We start from the raw sequence: 24,581 nt of genomic DNA on the forward strand, positions 1-24,581 counted from the left end.
TACGCGGCCCGCCCTACTCGCTTGACAGGCGAGACAGATGACGGAAGGCACACGCCATGACAATGGATCATTACACCTCACCTCAAGGCAGGCGGCTGGCCTTCCGCCGTGCGGCGCCCGCGCCCGGCCCCGGCACTGGCAAGGCAACATTCGTCTGGCTGTGCGGGTTCAAGTCCGACATGAGCGGGTCGAAGGCCGAGGCTGTGTTCAACTGGGCCGAGGCGTCGGGGCATGGCGCGCTGCTGTTCGATTATTCCGGGCACGGCGCGTCCGGCGGGCGGTTCGAGGACGGAACGATTTCGGCCTGGCGGGAAGACGCGATTGCCGCCATCGACGGGCTGAGCGAGGGCAAGCTGGTGCTGGTCGGCTCCAGCATGGGCGGGTGGATGGCGCTGCTGGCGGCGCTGGCGCGGCCGGAGCGCGTGCGCGCGCTGGTGCTGATTGCGCCGGCGCCGGACTTTACCGAGAAGCTGATGTGGCCGGAATTCACGCCGGAGCAGCAGGCGGAAATCCTGCAGGAAGGCTTCACCCTGCGCCCGTCCGCCTACGGAGAGCCTTATCCGATCACGCGGGCGCTGATAGAGGATGGGCGGCAATGGTCGATCCTGGACGGGGAGATCGCGTTCGGCGGGCCGGTGCGCATTCTGCAGGGGATGCAGGATGCGGATGTGCCCTGGGGCCATGCACTGGCGCTGGCCTCCTCGCTGACATCGGATGATCTCGTCCTGACGCTGATCAAGGACGGCGATCACCGTCTGTCGCGGGACGAGGATATCGCGCGGCTTCTGGCCGTGTGCGGAGAAGTTGCCGGGCGGGTGTGAACCGGCTGCGCGCGTTAGTCCTGCGGGATCGCCGGGTTGAGCATGATGGCGGGCATGGATATCCGCACGATCGCGCCGTGCGGGCACAGCTCGGTGGAAGTGCTGCCGCCGATGGTCGAGATCAGCCGGTTCATCAGGGTGGAGCCGAAACCGCCATCCGGCCGCGCGGCAGGGTCTGGCGGGGGTCCGAGGGCTTCGCGCCATTCAAGGTGGAGCGCGGCGTCGTTCTCAGCATCCGCATCAGACAGGTGCCAGTTGACAGAGACCTTGCCGGCCGGGACGCTGAGCGCGCCATACTTGACCGCATTCGTCCCGAGTTCGTGGAAGATCAGGCTCATGACAACCATCGTCTGGCCGCCAATGGGGATGCGCGGCCCGATGTGCGTCAGGCGCGGCGTGCCGACGATCGAGAAGGGCTCAAGCGCATGTTCGATCACCCGATGAAGGGCGGCTTCCTCGCCGTCGCGGAGGCCGCGCAGGAGGAGGTTCGACCGGCCGAGCGCGCTGACCCGTTCGCGCAGGCGCGCGGCGAGTTCATCCGCCGTGCTGGCGCCTTTGAGCGAGAGCGAAATGATGGCGTTCATCGTGGCGAAGATGTTCTTCATCCGGTGGTCGAGTTCCTGCGCCATCGTCTCCTGCTGCTCGGCAAGGCGGCGGGCTTCGCTGACCGCGGCAGCCTCGGACCGGTAGGCCCGCATCATCAGCCAGATGAGGGCGAGCTCGGTCGAGACCACGAAGGCATAGAGCCCGAGGGCAACAAGGGTGCTTCCGGAGAAGTCGAACCCGGCCGGAAGGATGAACAGGTACCAGGAGGCAATGCCGGACAGGACCGCAACGAGGATGCCCTGCCGGACCCCGAATACAAAGCCGCTGATGAGGACCGCCGGGAAAAAGGTGAGAAAGGGGAAGCCCGGCGGCAGGAAGGGCTCAAGCCACATCCGCAGAATGACCGCCACGATGAAGAGCGCAAGGCTCGCGATATACGTGGCCACCATCAGCGGGGCCGGGAGCGACCCTTCAATACTGATAAACGACGGTAGGCGCTGCAGGAACGACCGCATGCAACTTCTTTTTCCTTTACCCGTCTCCCCTTCGGTAGAATAAGGCGCGGAGAAACGCAACCACCCCACCCAGAAGACGCCTGCCAGTTGAAGGGGCGGGCCAGGAAGGACTGCTGCCTCAGTCGCGCAGCAGTTCGTTGACGGCGGTCTTGGCGCGGGTGCCGGCGTCTACGGTCTTGACGATGACCGCGCAGGCCAGCGAGGGCCCGCCCTTGGGATCGGGCAGCGTGCCGGGCACGACGACCGAATAGGGCGGCACGCGGCCATAGATGATCTCGCCGGTCTGGCGGTTCACGATCTTGGTGGACTGGGTGATGAACACGCCCATCGCCAGCACCGAGCCTTCACCGACGATGACGCCTTCGACGACTTCCGAGCGGGCGCCGATGAAGCAGTTGTCCTCGATGATCGTCGGGTTCGCCTGCAGGGGCTCGAGCACGCCGCCGATGCCGGTGCCGGCGGAGATGTGGCAGTTCGCGCCAACCTGCGCGCAGGAGCCGACCGAGGCCCAGGTGTCGATCATCGTGCCTTCGCCAACATAGGCGCCGATATTCACATAGGACGGCATCAGCACGGCATTCTTCGCGATGAAGGCGCCGCGGCGCACAGCCGAGGGCGGCACGGCGCGGAAGCCGGCTTCGCGGTACTCCGCCTCGCCCCAGCCTTCGAACTTGGAGGGCACCTTGTCCCACCAGTTGCCGCCGCCGGGCACGCCGCCGATCAGGCCGTTGGCGTTGAGGCGGAAGGAGAGGAGCACGGCCTTCTTCAGCCATTGGTGCACGGTCCAGCTGCCATCGGCGGCTTTTTCGGCAACGCGCGCCTCGCCGGAATCGAGCAGGCTGATGGCAGCGTCCACCGCATCGCGCACTTCGCCGGTGGTCGCGGTCGACAGCGTGTCGCGCGCCTCCCAGGCAGAATCGATCACACGGGCAAGGGCGTCAGGCATTTGGGGCGTCTTTCTTGTCGTCTTATCCGGTCGTGCGGGCTGCGGCGGTTGCCTTAAGGAAGCCCGCGAGGTCGCCGGTCACATAGTCGATGTGGCCGCCCCCGTCATCCCCGAAAGCGTCCCCTGCCCCGGCGGGCCGCGCCTCGATGGGCTCATGGCTCCAGTCCTTCTCCGAATGGACGAGGACGGTGGTGAAGCCGAGGGATTTGGCGGGCTTGAGGTTTCTCACAAGGTCCTCGAAGAAGACTGCGCCTTCGGGGCGCACCTGATGAAGGCCGCAGAAGGCTTCATAGGATTGCAGGTGGGGCTTGGGTGTATAGCGGGCATCCTCGATGCCGAAACTGTCATGGAAGAGGTGGGCGAGACCCATCTTCTCGGTGACGCGCTCGGCATGGCGGCGCGAGCCATTGGTATAGACGAACTTCCGGCCCGGAAGGGCGGCGATGGCGGTGCGCAGGTCCGGCAGGTCCGGCAGGGGCGAGAGGTCGATCTCATGCACGAAGCTGAGGAAATCGGCCGGATCCATGCCGTGCACCTGCATCAGGCCGGACAGGGTGGTGCCATAGCGGGCATAGTAATCCTTCTGCACGCGCCGGGCCGCGTCCCGGTCGAGGCCGAGGGTTTCGGACACAAAATGCGTCATCCGCTGGTCGATCTCGGCGAAGAGGTCGCAGCTCGCCGGGTAGAGCGTATTGTCGAGATCGAACACCCAGTCCTCGACATGGGCGAGGCCAGCAGGTCCGGGCGGCCTGTCTGTCATGGCGAGGCCTGGCTGAAGTCGCGGGCGAAGAATTCGTAGATCAGCTTGCGGTCAGCCGGAGGCGGGGTGCGCGCGAACAGGGCGGTGCGGTAGCCGGAACCCTCGCAATTGTCGCGGCCGGTGATGGCGAATCGGGCCCGGCCCACGCAGAAGGCTTCAGCGGCCTGCGCAAGGGTGCGAACCTGCCCGGCATCTTCCATCTCGGCATAGACATAGTGTTCCGAGCCGCGCAGGGGCCTGTCGATCACGCGGGAGCAGCCGCCCGCCTCGATGCGCCACCAGCCCCGGCTTTCCCAGCCATCCGGCCCGCGCCGGGCGATGGCGCCCCAGATGCGGTTTCGGGTTCGGTTGCAGAGGGTGAAGCCGACCGCGCGGCTGCGCTCCTCGGCGGCCTGTTCGAGAAAGTCGATCAGGTCTTCGTCCGTCGTCGTGGCCGGCAGGTTGCGGGCCCGGAGGAAGTCATTGATGGCGCTGCGCGTGCGAAAGCCGACATTGCCGTCAATAGGCCCGGAGAAGATGCCGGCTTCGTCCAGCAGGCGCTGGAGGCCGGCATTGCGCGCTTCTGCGGCGCCATATTGTTCGATTTCGCTGAAATTGTTGGTCCAGCGTTCGGCAGTTATGTTCACGGGGCGGAAGCCCTGCGCCTCGAGACCCATGGCGTTACAGTCCGGCGGGCTTTCGAGGGCGAAGGTGCCGGTGGGATCGACGCAGAGGTCGTGCCGGCCGCCCCATTCGCGCACACCGCCCATGTGCGCGCCGGAGGTGCGGCCGTAGAGGTAATGCTGGCCGGGCGTCAGCGCGCCTTCCAGCGCCGTGCGGCAGGCGCCGGGCTGCAGCTTGGTCCAGCCCTGCACCGTGATGCCTGTGTCTTCATGCCGGCCGACAGCGGCTTCGATGATGTAGCTCGTGCGATTGCAGAGCTGCCAGCCCTCCTGCGCCTCGGCCCGCGAAGGCAGCAGCAGGAGGACAGCCGTCGCCAGGACCAGCGCGGCGAACCTAAGAAACCAGCGTTCCAGCGCCATGTTCGGTGAAGAGCTCCATCAACAGGGCATGCGGCGCACGCCCATCGAGTATGACTGCCGCCCCAACGCCATGTTTTACGCAATCCGCCGCCGTTTCAAGCTTCGGTATCATACCGCCCACAGCCGTGCCGTCGGCGATGAGGCCGGGGACGTCCACAATCTTGATCTCGCGTATCAGCTGTTTCTGCTTGTCGAGCACGCCGGCGACGTCCGTCATCAGGATCAGGCGGCTGGCGCCGAGCGCCTTGGCGATGGCGCCGGCAGCGGTGTCTGCATTTACGTTGTAGCGCGCGCCATCTGCGCCGACGCCGACCGGGGCAACAACCGGGATCAGCGCGGCGTCCGCCTTCAGCAGCGCGTCGATGACGCTGGTATCGACGCCGCTCGGCTCACCGACGAAGCCGAGATCAATGATCTGCTCGATATGGCTGTCAGGGTCTTTCGTGGTGCGGGTGGCTTTTTCGGCCTTCAGCAGGTTGCCATCGGCGCCGGAGAGACCGACCGCGCGCCCGCCCGCCTGGTTGATGGCGCGGACAATGGATTTGTTGATCGGGCCGGAGAGCACCATCTCGACGACTTCCATCGTCGCCTCATCGGTAACACGCAGGCCGTCCTTGAATTCGGAGACGATGCCGAGCTTGTCCAGCAGCCGGCCGATCTGGGGCCCGCCGCCATGCACGATGACCGGGTTGAGGCCGAGCGCCTTCAGCAGCACGACATCGCGGGCAAAGCCAGCCGAGAGCGCCGCATCGCCCATGGCATGGCCGCCATACTTTACGACAATTGTCTGGCCGGCATAGCGCTGGATGAAGGGGAGCGCTTCGGACAGGGTCCGCGCGGTCAGCTGGGCGTTGTCGAGGCTTATCGTCATGCGGCGGGCACATAGCGCGTTTCGGCGCCCCGCCGCAATGGCGCCCATCAGGCAAGGGCGAGGCGCATGAACAGGCTGTTGGGGTCCTCGGCATAATCACCAAAGGGGCCGCAATACGCGAAACCATATGCCTCATAGAGGCGGCGGGCGGGGAGGAAGGCGTCCATCGAACCGGTCTCCAGCCAGAGACCGGTGTATTTCCGCGCCCGGGCTTCGGCGAGAATGTGTTCGAGCATGGACCGGCCGAGGCCGCGCCCGCGCAAGGCGGAGCGGGTGTGCATCGACTTGATCTCCCCCTGCCCGCCGCCGAGATCCTTCAGCGCGCCGCACCCGATCAGCGCCCCGTCTTCCCACATCGACCACACGCTGACGGAAGGCTGGCGCAGGCCCTCAATGGGCAGGAAGTGGCAGCTCTCCGGCGGGGAGGCGGCGAGCATGGTCTGCGCATGGATGGCAATCAGCTCTGCCATTTCGGGGCCGGAGAGATCATCCGGGCGGATGTCGATGGGCATGGGAGTTCGGCGCGCCTTGGCGGGGATGGGGGACGGCCAGCCTTAACCCTGCGCGGCGAGGGTAGCAATCTCGGCGCGGAGCTCGGGGATGCCCCAGCCCTTTTCTGCCGAAGTCTGCAGCACAACGGGGTGGGCGGCGCCGCGTTTCTTGAGCAGGCCCGCGATCTTCTCGGCGGCCTTTTCGACGTCGGCCTTGGGCACCTTGTCGACCTTGGTGAGGACGATCTGGTAGGTGACAGCGGCGCCGTCCATCAGGTCCATGATCTCATGGTCTGTGTCCATGAACCCGCCGCGCCGTGCATCGACAAGCAGGAAGACGCGCCGCAGGCTCGGCCGGCCGCGGAGATAGGATTTGATCAGCTTGGTCCAGGCCGCAGTCTGGGTCTTGGAGACCTTGGCATAGCCAAAGCCCGGCAGGTCAACGAGGTAGAGCTGGCCTTCGCCGATGTCGAAATAGTTGAGCTCGCGTGTGCGCCCCGGCTCGGCGGAGGAGCGGGCGAGCTTGGCGCGGCCGGTGAGGGCGTTGATCAGGCTCGACTTGCCGACATTCGAGCGCCCCGCAAAGCAGACTTCGGTACGGTCTGATGGCGGCAGGCCGCTGAGGCTGGCGACGCCGAGCACGAACTCCGCCTTGCCCGCGAACAGGAGCCGGCCGGCCTCGAGGGCATCGGGATCTGGCGGCGCCGGGGTCATGGCTTACTCCGCCGGGGCCTTCTTGAAGCCGAGCCGTTTGGAGATGAACTTGCCGATCTCTGTCTCGACCCCGTTCATCCGCATGATGATGTATTGCTGGATCAGCGTCAGCACGTTCGACCAGACCCAGTAGAGGACGAGGCCGGCGGCGAACCCGCCGAAGACGAACATGAAGACGATGGGCAGGGCCATCAGGATGCGCGCCTGCATCTTGTCCGGCGGCGGCGGCGAGAGCGACTGCAGCGCGGCCATCGTGACGCCGTAGAGGATCGGCAGGATGCCGATGCCGATGATGATGCCGATGACCGGGATCGCCTTGACGTCTGCCCCGCTCCAGAACGGGATGAGGCCGAACAGGTTGCCGATGGCGGTCGGGTCGGGCGCAGAGAGATCGCGCATGTACCAGAAGGCCTCGTGGCGCATCTCCAGCGAGATGTAGAGCACCTTGTAGAGCGCGTAGAAGATCGGGATGGTGAACAGGATGGGCAGGCAGCCGCCGATCGGGTTGGCGCCGGTCTCCTTGTAGAGCTTCATCATCTCCTGCTGCTTGCGCTGGGGATCGGCGGCGAACCGCTCGTTGATCTCCTTCATCGGCTCCTGAAGCTTTTTCAGCTTCGCCATCGACTTGAAGCTGGCATTGTAGAGCGGCACGAGCGGCAGCTTGACGAGGACGGTGAAGGCGAGGATCGCCCAGCCGAAGGCGCCGAGATAATTGTTCAGCCAGTTGATCACATAGAAGAACGGCTTGGTCAGGAAGTAGGCCCAGCCCCAGTCGATGGCATCGACCATGCGCGGGATGCCGGCCTGCTCATAGCCGCGCATGACCTGGAATTCCTTGGCGCCGGCGAAGAGCTGGTTCTCGACCGTGACGCTGGCGCCGGGCGCGATCTCGACGGGCGTGGCTTCGGTTCGGATTTCCAGCGGGCCGCCGCGCGCCAGGCTGGTGCGGTTGACCGAGGCGGTGAAGGTGCGGCCCTGCTCCGGCACGAGCGCGCCCATCCAGTACATGTCGGTGAGGCCCCACCAGCCGCCACTGTCTGAGACAAAATTGCCCTCGCGCGATTCGCCGCTGACCTTCTTGCCTTCAAACAAGGGTTTGTATTTTTGCAGGCGCAGCTGGTCGCCGACGACACCCATCAGGCCGGTATGCACCGGTCCGACCGAGGCGGCGGAGCCGGGATCGGTCAGCTCCAGGAAACGCTGCCAGCCACCATGGCGCTCGAATGAGCCGATGGCGCGAAGAGCGCGCGGGCTGTCTGAGGTGTTGGTGACGGTGTCGCGGAAGGTAAAGAGGTAACTGTCGTCAACCGAGATTTCGCGTTCGATCAGGACGTCGTTGGTCTCGAGGCGAAGCGTGACAGGGTTGCCCGCCGTAAGGGTTTCGCCGGAAACGAGTTGCCAGGCGGAATTGCGCCCGGCGACCAGCGTGTTGCCATCGGCCCAATAATAGCTGGCGAAATAGCCGCCTTCGGTGGATTCCGGCCGCAGGAGGCGGATTTCCTGCAGGCGCTCGACCGTCTGGTAATGGTGCTTCAGGCTGAGATCGTCGATGCGAGCGCCGGCGAGCCGGATCGAGCCATCGACCGAGCCGGCATCGAAGCGGACCCGTTCACCCTCTGCGAGCGCTTCCTCCAGCGGCCTCGGACCTGCCGGGATGGCCGGGGCGGCAGTATCCGCCGTCTGGCCCTGCTGGGCAGCGGCGATGGCGGCCTGCTCGGCCTGATAGCGCTGCTGGGCAGGCTCCATCACGAACATCTGATAGAGGAACACGAACGCGATCATGGCCACCATGGCCAGGAGGAAATTGCGCTGGTCGTCTTTTTCCATGAGGCGGTCCGCAATGCTTGAGGGCGTGCCCAAGGGGGCAGGCAAAATCGGTGGGGGTCAAGTGCGCGCGAGGCTTATCAGCGCGCTTTCCATATCGTCAAGCAAGCGCGCCCAGCCATGGGTCAGCGTGCCTTCCCGGGCGATGAACACATAATCCCAGCCCGGGCGGCCAAAGCGGGCGAGCAATTGCCGCGCTGCTTCACGCAGCCGGCGCTTCGCGCGGTTGCGCTCAACGGCGCCGCCGATCTTCTTTGTGGCGGTGAAACCCTCGCCGATATGGCTGCCGGGGTCCTCCCCCACGCGCGCCCGCGCCTGAACGACGAGCGTGCGGCGGCGCTCTGCGAGGCCATCACGCACGAACAGGAATTCGCGGCGGCGGCGGAGCCGGCGCACTTCCGGGAGGAGTAAGGGGTCAGGCAGCATCACCGGAGCCGAAGCGTCCGGCAGCGGACGCGGGGCGCGCGTCAGGCCGTGAGGCGCTTACGGCCCTTGGCACGGCGGCGTGCCAGCACCTTGCGGCCATTCTTGGTGCCCATCCGCTCGCGGAAGCCATGCGTGCGCTTGCGGCGGAGATTGCTCGGCTGGAATGTGCGTTTCATCGGACGGCCCTGGCGGCTTGAATTCTGGAAACCGCGGCCAATACAGGCCGGGGGCGGGAAGGTCAAGCGCCCGGTTTGGCGATTCGCAGCGCTCCGGTGAGGAAGATTGCAGCCGGGCCGCGCCGGGCGGCTTTACACCGGGCGGCACGCGCCGCCTATTCAGCGCGTGTAGAGTGAACTGCCGGAGGCCCCGATGAAGAGACTGTGCGCAGCGCTTGCGGGCTTCCTGGTCGTGCTGATCGGGCCTGCCTCAGCGCAAACAGGCCGGATCGATTACGAGCGCCTCGACCAGCGCCTGAAACAGCTGGCCGCGGAGGACGAGATTGTCGGCCTTGCGGTGGCCGTGATCGAGAGCGGCGAGATCGTCTTCGCGAGGGGATATGGCGTGACAGCCGCCGGCGAGGGCGCGGTGACACGCGATACGGTGTTCCGCTGGGCCTCGCTGTCAAAGGGCGTGGCGACGAGCCTTGTGACGCGGATGGCGGTGGAGGAAGGCCGCTTCGCGCTGACGAGCCCGGTTGCGAGCTTTGGCACCACGCTGCGCCTGCCGGGCCGGGCGGAACAGTCGGTAACGCTGGAAGACCTGATGGCCCACCGGGTGGGGGTGGTGTCGAATGCCTATGACAATCTGCTGGAAGATGGTCGGGACCCGGCGGCAATCCGGCGGATGCTGGGCTCGCTCAGCACCGTCTGCCCGGTGCGCCAGTGCCACTCCTATCAGAATGTCGCCTTTGATGCCCTGACCGAGATTGTCGAGGGAGCAACGGGCGGGACGTATGACGCGGCGGTGCGCGCGGCCCTGTTCCAGCCGCTTCGGATGGCGACCGCCAGCACCGGGCGTGCCGGGCTGGAGACGGCGCGCTCCTGGGCGAAGCCCCACGCGACGCGGCGGGGCGAGACGGTGCCGGAGGTGCGCACCGTGAAGGAACCTTATTACCGCGTGCCGGCAGCCGGGGGCGTCAATGGTTCGGTGATGGACCTGGCGCGGTTTGCGCGCGCCCAGATGGGCCTTGCCCCGGACGTACTGCCGCCGGGCACGCTGGAGGCGCTGCACCTGCCGCGCGTGGCGACACCCCGCGAGCAGACCCGGCTCAACACCCAGTTCGAGGGCCGGATGCGGGACGCGCGCTATGGCCTCGGCTGGCGCACCTATACCTATGATGGCAGCGGGCAGCGCGTGGTGGGCCATCGCGGATCGGTGGAAGGCTACCGGGCGCTGATGCTGTTCGATCCCGAGCTGAAGACCGGGGTGGTAGCGCTCTGGAATTCCAGTTCGCGCCGTCCGGTAGCGATCGAGCTGGAGGTGATGGACATGGCCTATGGCCTGCCGCCAAGGGACTGGATCGGGCTGGATGAGGGCTGGGCCGGCGCCGGGCGATAAGGTGGACGCCTCCGTCTCCGGGCTGAAGACGGGTGCCGATCACAGGGACTTGATCCTGTCCCAACACTTTGCGGGTCGCTTTCCGGCAATGCGGCAATTAAGTCGGGTGCGTCAGCTTGCCGCGAAAGGCACATCGCCCATGCCCTCCCGCACAATAACCACGCGGGTCGCCGCGATCTGTTTCGGCCTCGGCTGGCTCTTATTCGCTCCGCCAATCATCGCTCAGGGCGCAAGCCCTGACATGCGCCCATACGAACTGAGGGAATCTGCCATGGCCAAGGCCAAGCACGCCGAATGGACCCGCCTGCTGGCGGCCTACGTGCGCAGTGCCGAGGATGGGGTGACGCGTGTGGACTATGCCGCGCTGGCCGCCAACTCCGCCGACCGGGCAGCGCTGGACGCCTACATCGCCCGCTTCGCAGAGGCCGACCTTTCGGCAAAAACTGACGCGAATTTCGCCAGCTGGGCCAACCTCTATAATGCGGTCACCGTGCGCCACATTCTTGAGCGCTATCCGGTCAGGTCCATCCGCGATGGCTACCTGAACGGCCCGTGGAAGCAGGTGAGAGTGCGCGCAGGCGGGCGGGAAGTCTCGCTGGACGCGATCGAGCATGACATCCTGCGTGTCCGGTGGGGAACGCCGGAAGTGCATTACGCGCTCAACTGCGCCTCCTACAGTTGCCCGAACCTGCCGCCTTACGCCTGGGAGCCAGCGACGCTCGAAGCCGATCTTGCCCGGGCGGCGCGCGATTATGTCAACCATCCGCGCGGCGTGACCGTCACGGCGCGCGGGCTCACGGTTTCGTCGATCTACAGCTGGTTCGAGAAGGACTTTGGCGGCTCCAAGGCGGCCGTCATCGAACACCTGCTGCTGCATGCAGAGCCCGGCCTTGCCGCCAGCATCCGGGCTAATCCCAGAATAAACCGGCATACATATGACTGGGCTCTCAACGATACGCAGGCTACATCGCGGCGCTAACACAGGATTCTTGACCCCATGGCCGAACGCAAACTTCCTGTGTGGCAGCGCCTATGGCCGCTATACCTCATCCTCGGCGGGCTTGGCCTCGCGCTGGCCTTTGGCTGGCAGGATTATCTGACGCTGGAGTCGCTCTCGGCGAATGCGGCGGCGCTGGACGGGCTGGTGCGCGAGAACCTGCTGCTGGTGTTGGGGGCCTATGTGCTGGTCTATGCGGCGGCGACAGCCTTCATGGTGCCGGGCAGCGCGCTGACCATCGGGGGCGGGTTCCTGTTCGGGCTGGCGCTCGGCACGCCAGCCACGGTGATCGGCGCAACGCTGGGCGCCTCGATCCTTTTCTTTGCGGCAAAGACTTCCCTCGGCGCGGTTCTGCGCGATGTGGCAGGGCCGTTCCTGTCGCGGATGCAGGCGGGGTTTGCGGAGAACCCGATGTCCTACATGTTCGCGCTGCGACTTATCCCGCTGTTCCCGTTTGCGGTGGTGAACATTGCGCCGGCGCTGATTGGAGCGCGCTACCGTGATTATGTGATCACGACATTCCTGGGCATCATCCCCGGCACGCTGGCCTATACCTGGATCGGGGCGGCGGTGAAGAATACGCTGCTGGCAGGCGGCACGCCGGATATCGGGTCGCTGGCATCGAACTTCGTGCCGGCCTTCATTGCGCTGGGCGTGGTGGCGCTGATCCCGGTGGCGTGGAAGCGCTTTAGCAAACGAAAGGCCGGGGCGAATGGCTGAACGGAAAAAACTGAGCGCTGACCTGGCCGTGATAGGGGCAGGTTCCGCCGGGCTGTCCGCAGCGGCGGGCGCGGCGATGCTGGGGCTTAAGGTCGTGCTGTTCGAGCGCCATGAGATGGGCGGGGACTGCCTGAACTTCGGATGCGTGCCGTCCAAGGCGCTGCTCTCGGCGGCGAAGGCAGCCCATGCGCCGGCAGAGGCCGCGAAGCTCGGCGTGACGCTCGGGCCGGCAGCGGTCGACTGGGCGGGCGTCAAGGCGCATATCGCGCGCACCATCGAGACGATTGCGCCCATCGACAGCCAGGAACGCTTCGAAGGGCTGGGCGTGACCGTGATCCGCGAGAGCGCACGCTTTGCCGATCCGCGCACGGTTGTGTCGGAGACAGCAGAGGTGCGCGCGCGTCGCATCATTATCGCCACAGGCAGCCGGGCGTTCATTCCGCCGCTGCCGGGGCTGGAGGGCATACCCTATTTCACCAATGAGACGATCTTCAGCGCCGCAGTATTTCCGGAGCGGCTCGTGATCCTCGGCGGCGGGCCTATCGGGCTGGAGATGGCGCAGGCGTTCACGCGGCTCGGCTCGAAGGTGACGGTGGCAGAGATGGGCCGGGCGCTGGCGCGCTCGGACGCAGGCCATGCGAAGCTGGCGCTGGAGGAACTGCGAGCCGAGGGCTGCGTGATCCTTGAGGGGCACAAGGCGAACCGGGTTTCCGGCGAGGCGAGCGGACTGACGCTTCACGCTGTGGGGCCAGATGGCGAAGTAGAGATTCCAGGCAGTCACCTGCTGGTCGCGGCCGGGCGGCAGGCCGTGCTGGACGGGCTCGACCTGGACGCGGGCGGTGTGGCGCATGATGCCAAGGGTGTAAGCGTAGGCGACACGCTGCGCTCGCGGTCCAATCGGCGCGTCTGGGCCCTGGGCGATGTGGCAGGGCGCGAGCAGTTCACGCATGTGGCGGGCTGGCACGCCTCTGTCTTCGTGCGCCGGGCGTTTTTCAAGCAGGGGAGCCGCGCAGATAGCCTGCCGGTGCCGGAGGTGACTTATACAAGCCCCGAGATCGCCCAGATCGGGCTGACGGAAGCGGTTGCGCGGGAGCGGTTCGGCGAGGCGGTGAAAACTTCCGCCTTCCCCTTCAATGACAATGACCGCGCGATTGCGGAGGGAAAGACGCTCGGCGAAGCCAAGCTCGTGCTGCACAAGGGCAAGCTGGTGGGCGTCTCCATCATCGGCGAGGGGGCGGGCGAGATCATCCAGCTGGCGGGCCTTGCGATGTCCAACGGGCTGAAGCTGACAGCGCTGACGAATTTCATCTCGCCCTATCCGACGCGGACGGAGGCTCTGAAACGGGCGGCCTCTGCCTATTTCACGCCGACCGTATTTGGCCCGGCGGCGCGGCGGCTGGTGGGGATATTGCAGCGTATTCCCTGACATCTGCGGCATCGCGCGCAGGTGCAGCGGCGCGCAGCGCGCCTATCTCTCAGGCATGGAAAAGGTCCTGGTCTGGTATGATGGCGCGTGCCCGCTGTGTGCGGCGGAGATCGGATTCATGCGCCGGCTCGACCGCAAAGGGCGCATCCGCTTCGTGGATGTGGCTTCCGAGGATGCCAGCTGCTCCATCGACCGGGCGGAGCTGCTCGCGCGGTTTCATGCGCAGGAGGCGGGCGGGCCGGTTGTGTCCGGCGCGGCGGCCTTCGGGGCGATGTGGCGGGCTGTGCCGGTGCTGGCCCCCTTTGGCCATCTGATGCGGGTGCCGCTGCTGCGCGGACTGGCGGAAGCGCTCTACCGGGGGTGGCTGCGCGTGCGCCCGCGCCTGCAGCGGCTCGCGCGCGGAAGCTGAGCGTGGCGCTGGTTCCCAACCTGCCGGATTTCGCCTAAGCCTCCGCCTGTGAGCGAGCCTGCGCCAGCCCCCGACGTTACAATTTTGCCGGGCGCGCGGCGTCTGGCGGACACCCTCGCCGTGCGCCTGTTTGCTCTGACGGCGGCGGCGATCATCCTGGTGGAAATTCTCATCTTCGTGCCAACCGCCAGCAATCTCAGGACGCAGTGGCTGAGCGAACGGGCGCAGGCCGGCCGGATCGCAGCGCTGGCGCTGGAGGCAGCGCCGATGCGGGCGGTGTCGGAGGAATTGTCGGACAGCCTGCTGCGGACTGCCGAAGTGCTGGCGGTGGCCGAGATCGAGGACGAGATGCGCTTCCAGCTGCTGGCGCCAAAGTCTGAAATCGACGGGCCGATGCGGGTCGTGGACCTGCGCCGGTCCGGCGGGGTGATGGGCGCACTGAGCGGGCTCAGCGAATACTTTGCGCCCCCGGACGAGATCCTCATCATCCTTGCGGAGGGCTCCGCCGCGGACCGGGAGATCGAGGTGGTCGTGCCGCAGGCGCCGCTGAAAGCTGCGATGGTGGCACTGGTCGTGCGGATGGCGGGCGTCGCTTCGCTGATCGCGCTGGCGGCGGCGGTAGTCATCTTCCTGTTCCTCGACGCCCTGATCGTGCGGCCCATCCGCCGGGTGACGGTGAGCGTGGAACAGTTCAGCCGCGACCCTGGCAGCTGGACGCGGCGCCTGCCCCCGACGCGGCGGCGCGACGAGATCGGCCGCGCGCAGAATGCACTGGCGGGGATGGAGGAGGCGGTGGCGGACGCCTTCCGCCAGCGCGCGCACCTGGCCGAGCTTGGCAGCGCGGTGGCGAAGATCAATCACGATTTGCGCAATTCGCTCGCCTCGGCGCAGCTCGTGTCCGATGGCCTCGCCCATTCCGAGGACCCGCGCGTGAAGCGTGCCGCGCCGCGCCTGAAGCGGGCGCTGGAGCGCGCGATTGAACTCGCCACCGCGACGCTGGACTATGGCAAGGCGAGCCCGCGCGCGCCTGTGCTGCAGAAGGTGAACCTGCGCGAAGCGCTTCAGGGCGCGGCCGAAGAGGCGCTGGTGGCCAACGGCGTGGGCCTCAGCCTGAGTGTTCCGGAAATGCTCAGCCTGCAGACGGACGCCGAACACCTGCACCGGATTGCCACGAACCTTATCCGCAACTCAGCCGAGGCGATGCAGCAGGCGGCGGTGGCCGATCCGGTTGTCTCCATACGCTGCGCTGAGGGAGCATTGTGGTTCCGCGACAATGGGCCGGGCCTGGCCGATGCGGCGCGGGCGAACCTCTTCCGGCCGTTTGCAGGCTCCTCCCGCGCTGGGGGCACGGGGCTTGGTCTCGTGATCGCGCATGAGCTGGCCGAAGCGCTCGGCGGCGCGCTGACGCTGGCAGAAAGCGGGCCGGAGGGCACGGTGTTCCGCCTCGCCCTGCCGGGATTGCCGGAATGAGCAGCTATGCGCCGGTGAGCGCGCCGGTCTGTTATGTTCATGCCGATGATCACCTCATCGTCATCGACAAGCCTTCGGGGCTTTTGTCCGTCCCCGGACGGGGGGAAGCGAAGGCAGACTGCGCCATCACCCGCGTGCAGGCAGATTATGCCGACGCGCTGACGGTGCACCGGCTGGACATGGATACGAGCGGGCTGCTGCTACTGGCGCGCGGCAAGGAGATGCAGCGCGTACTCTCCGGCCTGTTCGAGCGGGGCAAGGTGGAGAAGGCCTATATCGCGGATGTCTGGGGCGTGCCGGAGCCGGCGCAGGGCGAGATCGACCTGCCGCTGATCACCGACTGGCCCGCCCGCCCGCGCCAGAAGGTGGACGCCGAACACGGCAAGCCAAGCCGGACGCATTATGAAACGCTGGCGGCATCAGGCGACGCGGCGCGCCTGTGGCTGACGCCGCTGACCGGGCGGTCGCACCAGCTGCGCGTGCACCTCGCAAGCATCGGGCATCCGATCCTGGGCGATCCGCTGTATGCGCATGATGACGCGCTGGCGAGGCGCCCGCGCCTGGCGCTGCATGCAGGCCGGCTGGCCTTTATGCATCCGGCACTGGGCGAGAGGGTGGTTTTCGAAGCGGAATGCCCGTTCTGAATGAGGGGGCCTTGACGGGCAGGCCCGCGCCAATTATTGTTTATCAATAAGCCTCCAGGAGCCCGCCATGCACGCCGAACTGGTCCGTGTTGCCCTGCATGAAGTGGATATCAAGGTCGTCAGTGGCGAGCGGATGCATGTGCTGCAATGGCGGCGCAATCTGCTCTGGGATGAAGTTCTGGTCGATGGCAAGCGCCAGGCTTCCAGCCACGGACTGCTGGGCCGGGAGAAAGTCTACGGCCTCGTCTTCGGGCGGGGGCTTGATGGTAGCGGCGGCGAACAGGTGATGCTGATCCTCGATCCGGCGCAGTCTATGGACCTCTCCCATGCCGGGGAGCGCATCCGCGGCGTGCGCCTTGAAGGGCGCGACGGAACGCTGGTGTCCTATGGCACGCTCGACGCAAACGCCCTGAAGAAGCCTGCGACCTTTGCCGACTGGATGAAGAAATCCATGGGCATGGAATGGGGCGAGGACGACCGCCGCCAGCCCAATTGATCCGCTGGCGGATCAGTTTTCAGACGCGATCCGCACGAGTTCTGCGTCCATCGCCGCGATGATCGAGGGCGCATCATTCGGCCTGTCATTGGCAAAGACCGAGAAGACGAGCGCCTGGCCGCTGGCGGAGATCATATAGCCGGAGAGCGCATTCACACCGTGGAGCGAGCCGGTCTTCGCAAAGATGCGGCCTTCGAGGATGGTGCCTCTGAAGCGGCGGGTGAGGGTACCGTCCGCGCCGCCGGCGGGCAGCGTGGCGCGCCAGGCATCGCCCCAGTCCTGCGCCGCAGCCCAGCGCAGGAAGCGCGCCATGCCGGCGGGTGTGACGCGGTTATAGGTCGACAGGCCAGAGCCATCGAAGAGTTCAGCCTCGACCGGGCTGAGCCCCGCAGAGATGATCAGTGCACGCAGGATTTCCGGGCCGCCCTCGGGCGAGAGTTCGCCGCTGGCGAGCGCGATGCGGCGCAGGAGCAGCTCGGCATGAAGGTTCTGGCTGTCGCGCTGGACGCGGCGGATGCTGTGGATCAGCGGCGGAGCGTCCAGCCGGGCAAGTTCGGTGGCGGATATGTCTGCCAGCGGAGCTTCCCGGTGGGTGAGCGCCTCGCCCTCCACCGTCACGCCGCGTGCCCGCAGGAGACGGATCAGCCGTGTCGCGGCGGCGCGCGGCGGGTCCGCAACGGCAAGCGCGTAGACGCGCGGGGCAGCATCCTGCGGCACAAGGCCTGTGAGGCGGAGCGTGTCGCGCCCCGGGGTGCGTTCGAAGCGCAGCGTCTGGTCTGCGCCGGACGCGCCGGTGACCGCTTCGTTCTGGAGGGTCAGGAAGCCTTCATCGCCGGGGAGCCACTCCGCCTGCACCGGATCTTCCGGCGCCTCGCCGGGGCGCAGGCGCAGGCCGAGCGTATTCTCGTTCACCGGGAGGGAGGAGACCGGGGCGGTATAGTACCAGACGAAATTGTTCCAGCTCCACCCCTGCCCCCAGAGGCTGGCCGGCAGGAAGCTGTCATCGGCGATGACGTCGCTGATTGTGGTGATCCCCGCCGCTGCCACCGCATCGGCGAGCTGGTGCAGGCAGTTCTCGAGGCAATCCGGCCCGTCTGTCAGGCTGGCATCCCCTGCGCCCTTGAGGAGCAGGGACGGCGCGCCGCCTCCCTCCGCAGGCGGAACAAGCCAGAGCGATGTGCCACTGGCGGGATCAGGCACTTCCGGGTCGCCGAGATAGTGGAAGGCAGCCGCCGTGGTGAACAGCTTGGTGTTGGAGGCGGGGATGAACCGCTCATCAGCGCGCAGCGCGACGAGGGTTTCGCCGGTCAGCGTCGTGACGACAGCGCCCCAGCGCACGCCTTCGCCGGGCATCGCCTCGAACGGGCCAGGGAGGTCCTCCGCCTGCGGAACAGTGGCGCAGGCCGCGATCAGGAAGCCCAGCGCAGCAAGCAGGAGATAAGCCAGCCCGTTTCGCTTCAACGCAATCATCACAGGCGCCTCCGGGTGCGGCCTTCATGGGCGCGGGCATTTGCCGGATCGTCCGGCCAGTCATGCTTGGGATAGCGCCCGCGCATGTCCTTGGCCATGTCCCGGTAGCCGCCGGTCCAGAAACGGGCGAGGTCCTGCGTAGTGGCAGCCGGCTTCATGCCGGGGGAGAGGAGTTCCACCGTCACAGCCACGCGGCCCGCGGCGATCCTCGGATGCTCGGTGAGTCCGTAGAAAGCCTGCGCGCGGGCCGAGACAAGCGGGGCGCGCGGATCGAGCCAGTCGACGCGCGCAGATTGTCCAGAAGGGAGATCGAGGCTGAGCGGGGCTTCGCGGCGCAGCGCCTCCTGCACCGGCCAGTCGAGCGACTGGACCAGCGCGCCGCGCACTTCATCCGGGCCGGGCACCGAGGCGCCCTTGCGCTTCAGCAGCGGGGCGAGCCAGTCACCTGCCGAGGCGGCGAGGCTTTCCGGGGTCATGTCCGTCGCGGCGATCAGCCCGGCTTCGGAGAGGATGCGCAGGCGCGAGAGGGTTTCCTCGATCACCTCCGCGCAGCCGAGCGCGGCGAAGCCTTCGCGCTGGACGGCCTCGAGCATGGCAGCGGCGGCCACGCTGGCAGAGGGTTTCGGCAGCGGCGCCTCCGACAGCAGGATTGCGCCGAGCGCCTTCACGCGGCGGGCAGCGAACTTGCCGGTGCGGGGATCGAAGGTCGCGCGCTCTTCTGTGACCGGTGCCTGAGAGGCGAGCGCCTCTGCCTCCGTCAATGGAAGTCCGAGGAGGATGCGCGGTTCGCGCGCCGCACCGCCGAGCGCCGCGATGGCGAGCCATCCGGACTTCGCGAGCGGGTCAGTCGCCGGCAGGCTGGCGGCGCGGCCCGATGCCATCAGGTAGCTGCCTTCGCTGCCCGGGCGGCGGCGGGCGACCTGGTCCGGCCAGGCGCGGGCAAGCAATGTCGCCAGCGCACCGCCGGAAGCTGCGCCCCCGCCCCAGCCCTTCGCCTGCGCGCGCAGCGCCCTTGCCCGCTCGCTGCCTTCGGCGCGGAAACGTTCCAGCCGGAGGGCGAGATCAGAGCTCTCCCCGCCGATGCCGGGCTCGCTCATCATCGCGGCAATCTCTGCGGCGAGGGCTTTTTCTGCCGGGCCGGGCGCCGAGACGATCAGCGCGGCAAGGCGCGGCGGCAGCGGCAGGCGGGACATCTCGCGCCCCCGCGCGGTGAGGTTTGCGCCTGTGTCCAGCGCGCCGAGGGCGGTGAGCTGGGCGCGGGCGGCTTTCAGCTTTCCGTCCGGGGGCGGATCAAGCCAGGTGAGCGTGCCAGCATCCTTCGCGCCCCATTCGGCAAGGGTCAGCGCGAGGCCGGAGAGATCGGAGACGAGGATTTCGGGCGTCGGGGCCGCCATCAGGCCGCGCGTGGCCGCTTCGTCCCAGAGGCGGTAGCAGGTACCGGGCGCGGTGCGCCCTGCCCGGCCGCGGCGCTGGTCAGCCGAAGCGCGCGAGGCGCGCACGGTGGTCAGCCGGCTGCCGAGGCCCCCAATGTCTTCCTCCGCCACGCGGGCGAGGCCGGAATCGATGACGATGCGGACACCTTCGATGGTCAGCGCGCTTTCGGCAATGTCGGTGGCGAGCACAATCTTGCGCTTGCCGGCCGGGGCGGGCGATACGGCGGCGTCCTGCGCGGCGGGCGAGAGCGCACCATAAAGCGGCGCGATGATCACATCCGGGCCGAGGCCGGTGAGCGCTTCGGCGGTGCGGTTGATCTCCCGCGCGCCGGGCAGGAAGGCGAGGATGGAGCCTTGCTCCTCCCGCAGCGCCTGGCGGATGACCTTCGGTATCCGGTCCTCGATCCGTTCGTCCGACCGGCCGAGATAGCGCGTCTCGACGGGGTACATCCGGCCCTCGCTCTCGATGACCGGGGCGTCATAGGCGCGGGCGACGGCAGCTGTATCCAGCGTTGCCGACATGATCAGGAGGCGAAGATCCTCGCGCAGCACCGACTGGACATCGAGGGCGAGCGCGAGGCCGAGATCGGAATTGAGGCGCCGCTCATGGAATTCGTCGAACAGGACCGCGCCGGTGCCCGAAAGCTCCTGATCGCTGAGGATGCGCCGGGTGAAGAGGCCATCGGTGATCACTTCGATACGGGTGGATTTGGACACCTTTCGGTCAACCCGCGTGCTGAGGCCGATGGTCTGGCCGAGCGGCTCGCCCAGCGTGGCGGCCATCCGCATCGCCGCCATGCGCGCGGCAACCCGGCGCGGCTCCAGCATCAGGATACGGCCTTCGATCACGCCGGGACTGCCGGTAAGGCCCGCAAGCGCCAGCGGCACGCGCGTCGTCTTGCCCGCGCCCGGCGGCGCCGCCAGCACAAGGCGCGGCGAAGCGGCCAGCGTCCGGAGGATATCCGGCATCACATCGTCGATGGGGAGGGTCTGGGGCGGACTCATGCCCTGAATTAGGACCGGCCGCCCCCCGGGCGCAAGCCGGTGCGGCGGCAAGGTTGCCTTGGCGGGCGCCCGCCCCTACGGTTCCGGGCTGGAATGGCTGCGGGGAGCATCGGATGAAAGCCTGGTTCGCGATCGATCTGTGGAAGCGGGTGCTGCTGGGCCTCGTCATTGGCGGGCTGATCGGGCTGGGCCTGCGCTACGGTTTCGGACCGGAACGCGGCGGCGAGATCGCGACCGCCTGGTTCAAACCGTTTGGCGATGCCTTCATCAACCTGATCCGGATGCTGGTCGTGCCGCTGATCTTTACCACGCTTGTATCCGGCGTGCTTGCGATGGGCGACCCGAAACGCCTTGGCAGCCTCGGCGGCCGGGCGCTGCTGCTCTACATGTGCACAACAGTCGTCGCGATCTGCTTCGGCCTGCTTATGGGCACGATTGTCCAGCCGGGCGCAGGCTTTGACCTCGCCATCGTGGCCGAGAGCGACCTTGCCGAAGCGCGGGACCGGCTGGCGGCCAATCCGGCGCCGGGCAGCGTGGGCGAGCAGATCGTGCGCACCCTGCTCTCCATCATCCCTGTGAACCCGATCGAGGCGATGGCGCGCGGCGATGTGCTGGCGGTGATCTTCTTCGCGATCATGATCGGCGTGGCGATCCTCGTTGCCAAGGAAGCCGGCGAGCCGGTCGCCCGGGTGATGAACAGCGCGGCAGACGTGATGATGCGCCTGACCGTGATCATCATGGAAGTGGCGCCCTTCGGCGTGCTGGCGCTGATGGCCTGGGTGCTGGGCACGCGCGGGCTCGTGATCCTGGAAGTGCTCGGGAAGATGACGCTGGCGCATTATGCCGCCTGCACGCTGCACATGCTGATCACCTATGGCTTCATCGTGAAGGGCATCCTGCGCCTGCCACTGATCCCCTTTATCCGGGGTGTTGCCGATCCACAGGCGGTTGCCTTCTCCACCTCCTCATCGAATGCGACGCTGCCGGTGACGATCAGTGCGGCAACGAAGAATCTCGGCATCCGCAAGCCGGTCGCCTCTTCCGTCCTGCCGCTCGGCGCGACGATCAATATGGACGGCACGGCGCTCTATCAGGGCCTGATCGCGCTGTTCGCGGCGCAGGCGCTGGGCATCCAGATGACGCTGGACATGTATATCACGATCATCCTGATGGCCTCGCTCGTCTCCATCGGCACGGCGGGCATCCCGTCGGTGAGCCTGTTCCTGGCGGCCACGACGCTGAGCGTGGTCGGCGTCAGCCCGGAGAATATCGTCGTGATCATCGCGGTGCTGTTCCCGTTCGACCGGATCCTCGACATGATGCGGACCGTGACCAATGTCACGGGCGACATGGCCGTCGCCACAGCGGTCGCGAAATGGGAAGGCGAGCTGGACGAGGATGTCTTCCGGGCGCCCCACAAGGTTTAGGGCGAGGCGCCGTCTCTTCAGCGGTAAATACCCGGATCAGTGCGCGGTGGGCTGCTCGCTATGGGCCGGCGGCGGCTGGAGGCTGGGCATCACGGGCGCCTGCGCGGGCAGCCAGCAGGTCACTTCAAGCCCGCCGCCATCGACGGATTTCATGCCGACATTGCCGCCATGCAGGTGGATGAAGTGATTGACGAGGGCGAGGCCAAGGCCTGCGCCGCGCTGGTCGCCGGAGACGAAGCTGTCAAAGCTGGTGGCGCGCTTCTCGGTGTCGAGGCCCGTGCCGTTATCCCGTACACTGAGGGTCACCATATCGCCGAGCCGGCGGGCGGAGACGACGATCTCGCCGCCCGGCTGGGTGAACCGCAGGGAATTTGAAATCAGGTTGAACAGCACCTGTTTCAGGCGCCGCTCATCCGCGCGGATCAGGCCGAGCGAGCCTGAAATGTCCGACCGGACATGGACTTCGGTGTCCTCGGCCTTCGAGACGACCATCTCGATACCTTCATGGATCAGGTCTTCGAGGCTGAGTTCGCCCAGTTCGAGGTCCATCCGGCCCGCTTCGATCAGCGCAAGGTCGAGGATGTTCTCGATCAGCTTGCCGAGATGGTCGGAGGCCGAAAGGATTGCGCGGACATGGTCTGTCTGGCGCTCGGTGAGCGCCCCGTTGCGCTGGGTTTCAAGGAGTTCGGCATAGCCGAAGATCGTCGTCAGCGGCGAGCGCAGCTGATAGCTGACATTGCGCACGAATTCGGTCTTCAGCCGGTCTGCGGCCTCAAACGCCTCGGCGCGCTCGCGCAGGGCGGACTCAACGCGCCGCGTTGCCGTCACATCGGCAAAGGCGATCAGCGTGTTCCCGTCCGGCAGGGGCTGGGTCAGGTAGGTCAGCAGCGAGCCATCCTGCCGGCGCATTTCGCCGGTGGTGGACTGGCGGGCCGAGGTGTCGGTGATGTGCAGCTTGATCGCGTCCCAGATGTCCGCCTCATGGAAATGCCGCAGGCAGGCGCTGACGACATCATCATAATCGGGCTTTTCCTTCAGCCGCTCCGCCGAAATGTCCCAGACGCGCTCAAACGCGCGGTTGTGCAGTTTCAGCCGGCCATCGGAGCCGAACACGACGACCGCTTCGTGCAGATTGTCCAGCGTTGCCGACTGGGTCTTGATCAGCGCATTGAACCGGGTCTGCAGCGCAAGATGGTCGGTGATGTCCTTGAACAGCACAAGGAGCCCGCCCATCGGATGGCGCTGGCGGGTCACCGACAGGGTGCGCCCGTCCGGCAGGGACCATTTGTCTTCCTTCACCCCGTCAATGTCGAGGTAATAGGAAATCTCGTCCGCCCGCCATTGGGGATAGTTCGGCCGCGCCGGAAGCTTTTTCTGCTCGCGCAGGCGGTCCAGCAGCTGGCCATGGTTCGGCCGGTCGAGCAGGAAGCCCTCATCAAGGTCCCACATGTCGCGGAAGGCCTTGTTGTAGAAGCTCAGCTTGCGCTCGGAGCTGAAAATGGCAACGGCATCGGCCACATGGTTCAGCGTTTCGTCATGCGCGCGGACATGGCGGTTGAGCTCTTCGCGGGAGTTTTCCTGCTCCGTCACATCGAACGCCATGCAGCCGGCCCCGCCCGAGAGCGGGAAAGTCAGCACCCGGAAGGCCCGGCGTTCATTGCTGACGAAGATATGGCGCACCTCATCATGCTCGGCGCCGCTGGTGATCGTCTTGCGCGCCTGTTCGGCGGCGGCCTGGTCGAGCGCGATCTGGCGTTCCAGCACCCGGTCGAGATTGCCGCCATCGACGGCGGCGATATAGGCCGGGTTCGCCCATTGCAACCGGCCCATGCCGGAGACGCGCCAGGCCGGGAACGGCGCCTTGCCGAGCATGTCGAGGAAGGCCGTCGGGTCCCGCGCGATAACCTGACGCGCCTCCTCCAGCTTGCCGCGGGCCGAGCTTTCCTCGAGCCCCTTGATGGTCGTGTCGGTGATCCAGACCACGGCGCGCACGCCGGCGGTGCGCCCATCCGCCTCAAGGAAGCGCCCGGACGGGCCAATGATCGTCAGCGAGAAAGGCTGGCCAAGTTCGCGCAGCTCGCGCAGGCGGATCCGCAGGGTCGTGTCCTGTCCGGCGCTGTCGCGGGCTTCAAGATCGGCGAGGCCCTCCACGATCCGGACCGCCGGGTCAGGCGAAATCGCATCATCGGTAAATGAGAGCAGACCGGCCAGCGCCACCGGCGAGCCATAAAGTTCCGGCGGGGTGATGTCGTCGCCTTCGGCCTCCATCGGCTCGCCCTGCCAGACGAGGATCACGCCGGGATGTGCGCCGAGCACCGATTTCAGCCCGGCATTTTCCGTCTCCCGGTCGCCGGCAACCTCCCGGTAGCGCCGGGCCGTGCCGCGCGCGCCATCCGAAACGCGCAGTGCCCACAGCAGGGCGCCGAGGGCGAGCAGCGCTGTGCCGAGGGCAACCAGGATAGGCACTTGATCGGCTGTCATTCCGCTCCGGAACCTCTTTCGCAATGGACGGCGCAGGCCATCATACCGCGACTCGGCGGCGCTCACACTGGTTAATGATGTGTGCGCAGACCGTTAAGGCAGGGTTAATT

General features: G+C 66.9%; 23 protein-coding genes. 10 read left to right on the top strand and 13 right to left on the bottom strand.

The features are described from left to right. Window positions 1-56 precede the first annotated feature (56 nt). Complete coding sequence (locus ACK4SV_RS02875) at window positions 57-821, top strand: alpha/beta hydrolase (RefSeq protein ID WP_409916284.1); 765 nt, start codon at window positions 57-59, stop codon at window positions 819-821. A 14-nt stretch (window positions 822-835) separates the two neighbouring features. Here the strand turns inward: ACK4SV_RS02875 and ACK4SV_RS02880 are convergent, their stop codons facing one another. The 10 genes from ACK4SV_RS02880 to rpmH all read right to left on the bottom strand — a co-directional run bounded on the left by ACK4SV_RS02880 (window position 836) and on the right by rpmH (window position 9,112). Continuing rightward, window positions 836-1,882 carry an HWE histidine kinase domain-containing protein gene (locus tag ACK4SV_RS02880; RefSeq protein ID WP_409916285.1) on the bottom strand — a complete coding sequence of 349 codons (1,047 nt, stop codon included), beginning with the start codon at window positions 1,880-1,882 and terminating at the stop codon, window positions 836-838. A 118-nt stretch (window positions 1,883-2,000) separates the two neighbouring features. After that, window positions 2,001-2,828: a 2,3,4,5-tetrahydropyridine-2,6-dicarboxylate N-succinyltransferase gene (gene dapD, locus ACK4SV_RS02885; protein ID WP_409916286.1), complete on the bottom strand. Its 828-nt coding sequence runs from the start codon at window positions 2,826-2,828 to the stop codon at window positions 2,001-2,003. Between the two features lie 22 nt (window positions 2,829-2,850). Beyond that, window positions 2,851-3,588, bottom strand: a complete 738-nt coding sequence (locus ACK4SV_RS02890) for a pyrimidine 5'-nucleotidase (protein ID WP_409916287.1) — start codon at window positions 3,586-3,588, stop codon at window positions 2,851-2,853. After that, the gene (locus tag ACK4SV_RS02895) at window positions 3,585-4,610 is read right to left on the bottom strand and encodes a DUF1036 domain-containing protein (protein WP_409916288.1); all 1,026 of its coding nucleotides are present in this window, start codon (window positions 4,608-4,610) and stop codon (window positions 3,585-3,587) included. The genes ACK4SV_RS02890 and ACK4SV_RS02895 overlap by 4 nt, the downstream gene beginning before the upstream one ends. Then, window positions 4,585-5,481, bottom strand: a complete 897-nt coding sequence (gene argB, locus ACK4SV_RS02900; protein ID WP_409916289.1) for an acetylglutamate kinase — start codon at window positions 5,479-5,481, stop codon at window positions 4,585-4,587. Before argB ends, ACK4SV_RS02895 begins: the two co-directional genes overlap by 26 nt. Before the next feature lie 47 nt (window positions 5,482-5,528). Further along, window positions 5,529-5,993, bottom strand: a complete 465-nt coding sequence (locus ACK4SV_RS02905) for a GNAT family N-acetyltransferase (protein WP_409916290.1) — start codon at window positions 5,991-5,993, stop codon at window positions 5,529-5,531. Window positions 5,994-6,035: 42 nt separating this feature from the next. Beyond that, window positions 6,036-6,686 carry a ribosome biogenesis GTP-binding protein YihA/YsxC gene (gene yihA / locus ACK4SV_RS02910; protein WP_409916291.1) on the bottom strand — a complete coding sequence of 217 codons (651 nt, stop codon included), beginning with the start codon at window positions 6,684-6,686 and terminating at the stop codon, window positions 6,036-6,038. A 3-nt stretch (window positions 6,687-6,689) separates the two neighbouring features. Further along, on the bottom strand, window positions 6,690-8,513 hold the full coding sequence (yidC, locus tag ACK4SV_RS02915) for a membrane protein insertase YidC (protein ID WP_409916292.1): 1,824 nt from the start codon (window positions 8,511-8,513) through the stop codon (window positions 6,690-6,692). A gap of 57 nt (window positions 8,514-8,570) precedes the next feature. Next, window positions 8,571-8,936, bottom strand: coding sequence for a ribonuclease P protein component (rnpA, locus tag ACK4SV_RS02920; RefSeq protein ID WP_409916293.1), 366 nt, complete (start codon window positions 8,934-8,936; stop codon window positions 8,571-8,573). 41 nt (window positions 8,937-8,977) lie between these two features. Continuing rightward, window positions 8,978-9,112, bottom strand: a complete 135-nt coding sequence (gene rpmH, locus ACK4SV_RS02925) for a 50S ribosomal protein L34 (RefSeq protein WP_409916294.1) — start codon at window positions 9,110-9,112, stop codon at window positions 8,978-8,980. Window positions 9,113-9,305: 193 nt separating this feature from the next. Between rpmH and ACK4SV_RS02930 the strand changes: the two genes are divergently transcribed. The 8 genes from ACK4SV_RS02930 (at window position 9,306) to ACK4SV_RS02965 (ending at window position 16,655) form a co-directional block, all read left to right on the top strand. Continuing rightward, window positions 9,306-10,493: a serine hydrolase domain-containing protein gene (locus tag ACK4SV_RS02930; RefSeq protein WP_409916295.1), complete on the top strand. Its 1,188-nt coding sequence runs from the start codon at window positions 9,306-9,308 to the stop codon at window positions 10,491-10,493. A 271-nt stretch (window positions 10,494-10,764) separates the two neighbouring features. Then, window positions 10,765-11,472 carry a DUF547 domain-containing protein gene (locus ACK4SV_RS02935; protein WP_409916296.1) on the top strand — a complete coding sequence of 236 codons (708 nt, stop codon included), beginning with the start codon at window positions 10,765-10,767 and terminating at the stop codon, window positions 11,470-11,472. Window positions 11,473-11,490: 18 nt separating this feature from the next. After that, the gene (locus ACK4SV_RS02940; protein ID WP_409916297.1) at window positions 11,491-12,210 is read left to right on the top strand and encodes a TVP38/TMEM64 family protein; all 720 of its coding nucleotides are present in this window, start codon (window positions 11,491-11,493) and stop codon (window positions 12,208-12,210) included. Further along, entirely contained in the window at window positions 12,203-13,636 is a 1,434-nt protein-coding gene (locus ACK4SV_RS02945) for a dihydrolipoyl dehydrogenase family protein (protein WP_409916298.1), read from the top strand. The genes ACK4SV_RS02940 and ACK4SV_RS02945 overlap by 8 nt, the downstream gene beginning before the upstream one ends. A gap of 55 nt (window positions 13,637-13,691) precedes the next feature. Then, the gene (locus ACK4SV_RS02950; protein ID WP_409916299.1) at window positions 13,692-14,045 is read left to right on the top strand and encodes a thiol-disulfide oxidoreductase DCC family protein; all 354 of its coding nucleotides are present in this window, start codon (window positions 13,692-13,694) and stop codon (window positions 14,043-14,045) included. A gap of 120 nt (window positions 14,046-14,165) precedes the next feature. Beyond that, on the top strand, window positions 14,166-15,515 hold the full coding sequence (locus tag ACK4SV_RS02955) for a sensor histidine kinase (protein WP_409916300.1): 1,350 nt from the start codon (window positions 14,166-14,168) through the stop codon (window positions 15,513-15,515). Beyond that, a complete protein-coding gene (locus ACK4SV_RS02960) occupies window positions 15,512-16,159 on the top strand; it encodes a pseudouridine synthase (protein ID WP_409916301.1) in 648 nt (215 codons plus the stop codon). Before ACK4SV_RS02955 ends, ACK4SV_RS02960 begins: the two co-directional genes overlap by 4 nt. A gap of 67 nt (window positions 16,160-16,226) precedes the next feature. Continuing rightward, window positions 16,227-16,655 carry a hypothetical protein gene (locus ACK4SV_RS02965; protein ID WP_409916302.1) on the top strand — a complete coding sequence of 143 codons (429 nt, stop codon included), beginning with the start codon at window positions 16,227-16,229 and terminating at the stop codon, window positions 16,653-16,655. Between the two features lie 12 nt (window positions 16,656-16,667). Here the strand turns inward: ACK4SV_RS02965 and dacB are convergent, their stop codons facing one another. Continuing rightward, window positions 16,668-18,125: a D-alanyl-D-alanine carboxypeptidase/D-alanyl-D-alanine-endopeptidase gene (dacB, locus tag ACK4SV_RS02970; RefSeq protein WP_409916303.1), complete on the bottom strand. Its 1,458-nt coding sequence runs from the start codon at window positions 18,123-18,125 to the stop codon at window positions 16,668-16,670. Next, window positions 18,125-20,563, bottom strand: coding sequence for an ATP-dependent helicase HrpB (gene hrpB, locus ACK4SV_RS02975; protein WP_409916304.1), 2,439 nt, complete (start codon window positions 20,561-20,563; stop codon window positions 18,125-18,127). Before hrpB ends, dacB begins: the two co-directional genes overlap by 1 nt. A 113-nt stretch (window positions 20,564-20,676) precedes the next feature. On the opposite strand from hrpB, the gene ACK4SV_RS02980 reads away from it, so the two are divergent. Beyond that, window positions 20,677-21,990 carry a dicarboxylate/amino acid:cation symporter gene (locus tag ACK4SV_RS02980; RefSeq protein WP_409916305.1) on the top strand — a complete coding sequence of 438 codons (1,314 nt, stop codon included), beginning with the start codon at window positions 20,677-20,679 and terminating at the stop codon, window positions 21,988-21,990. A 36-nt stretch (window positions 21,991-22,026) separates the two neighbouring features. Here ACK4SV_RS02980 and ACK4SV_RS02985 read toward each other — a convergent pair whose 3' ends face one another. After that, entirely contained in the window at window positions 22,027-24,471 is a 2,445-nt protein-coding gene (locus tag ACK4SV_RS02985; protein WP_409916306.1) for a PAS-domain containing protein, read from the bottom strand. Window positions 24,472-24,581 lie beyond the last annotated feature (110 nt).

Origin of the sequence: Hyphomonas sp. (assembly GCF_046313735.1) — a bacterium.
GTDB lineage: Bacteria > Pseudomonadota > Alphaproteobacteria > Caulobacterales > Hyphomonadaceae > Hyphomonas.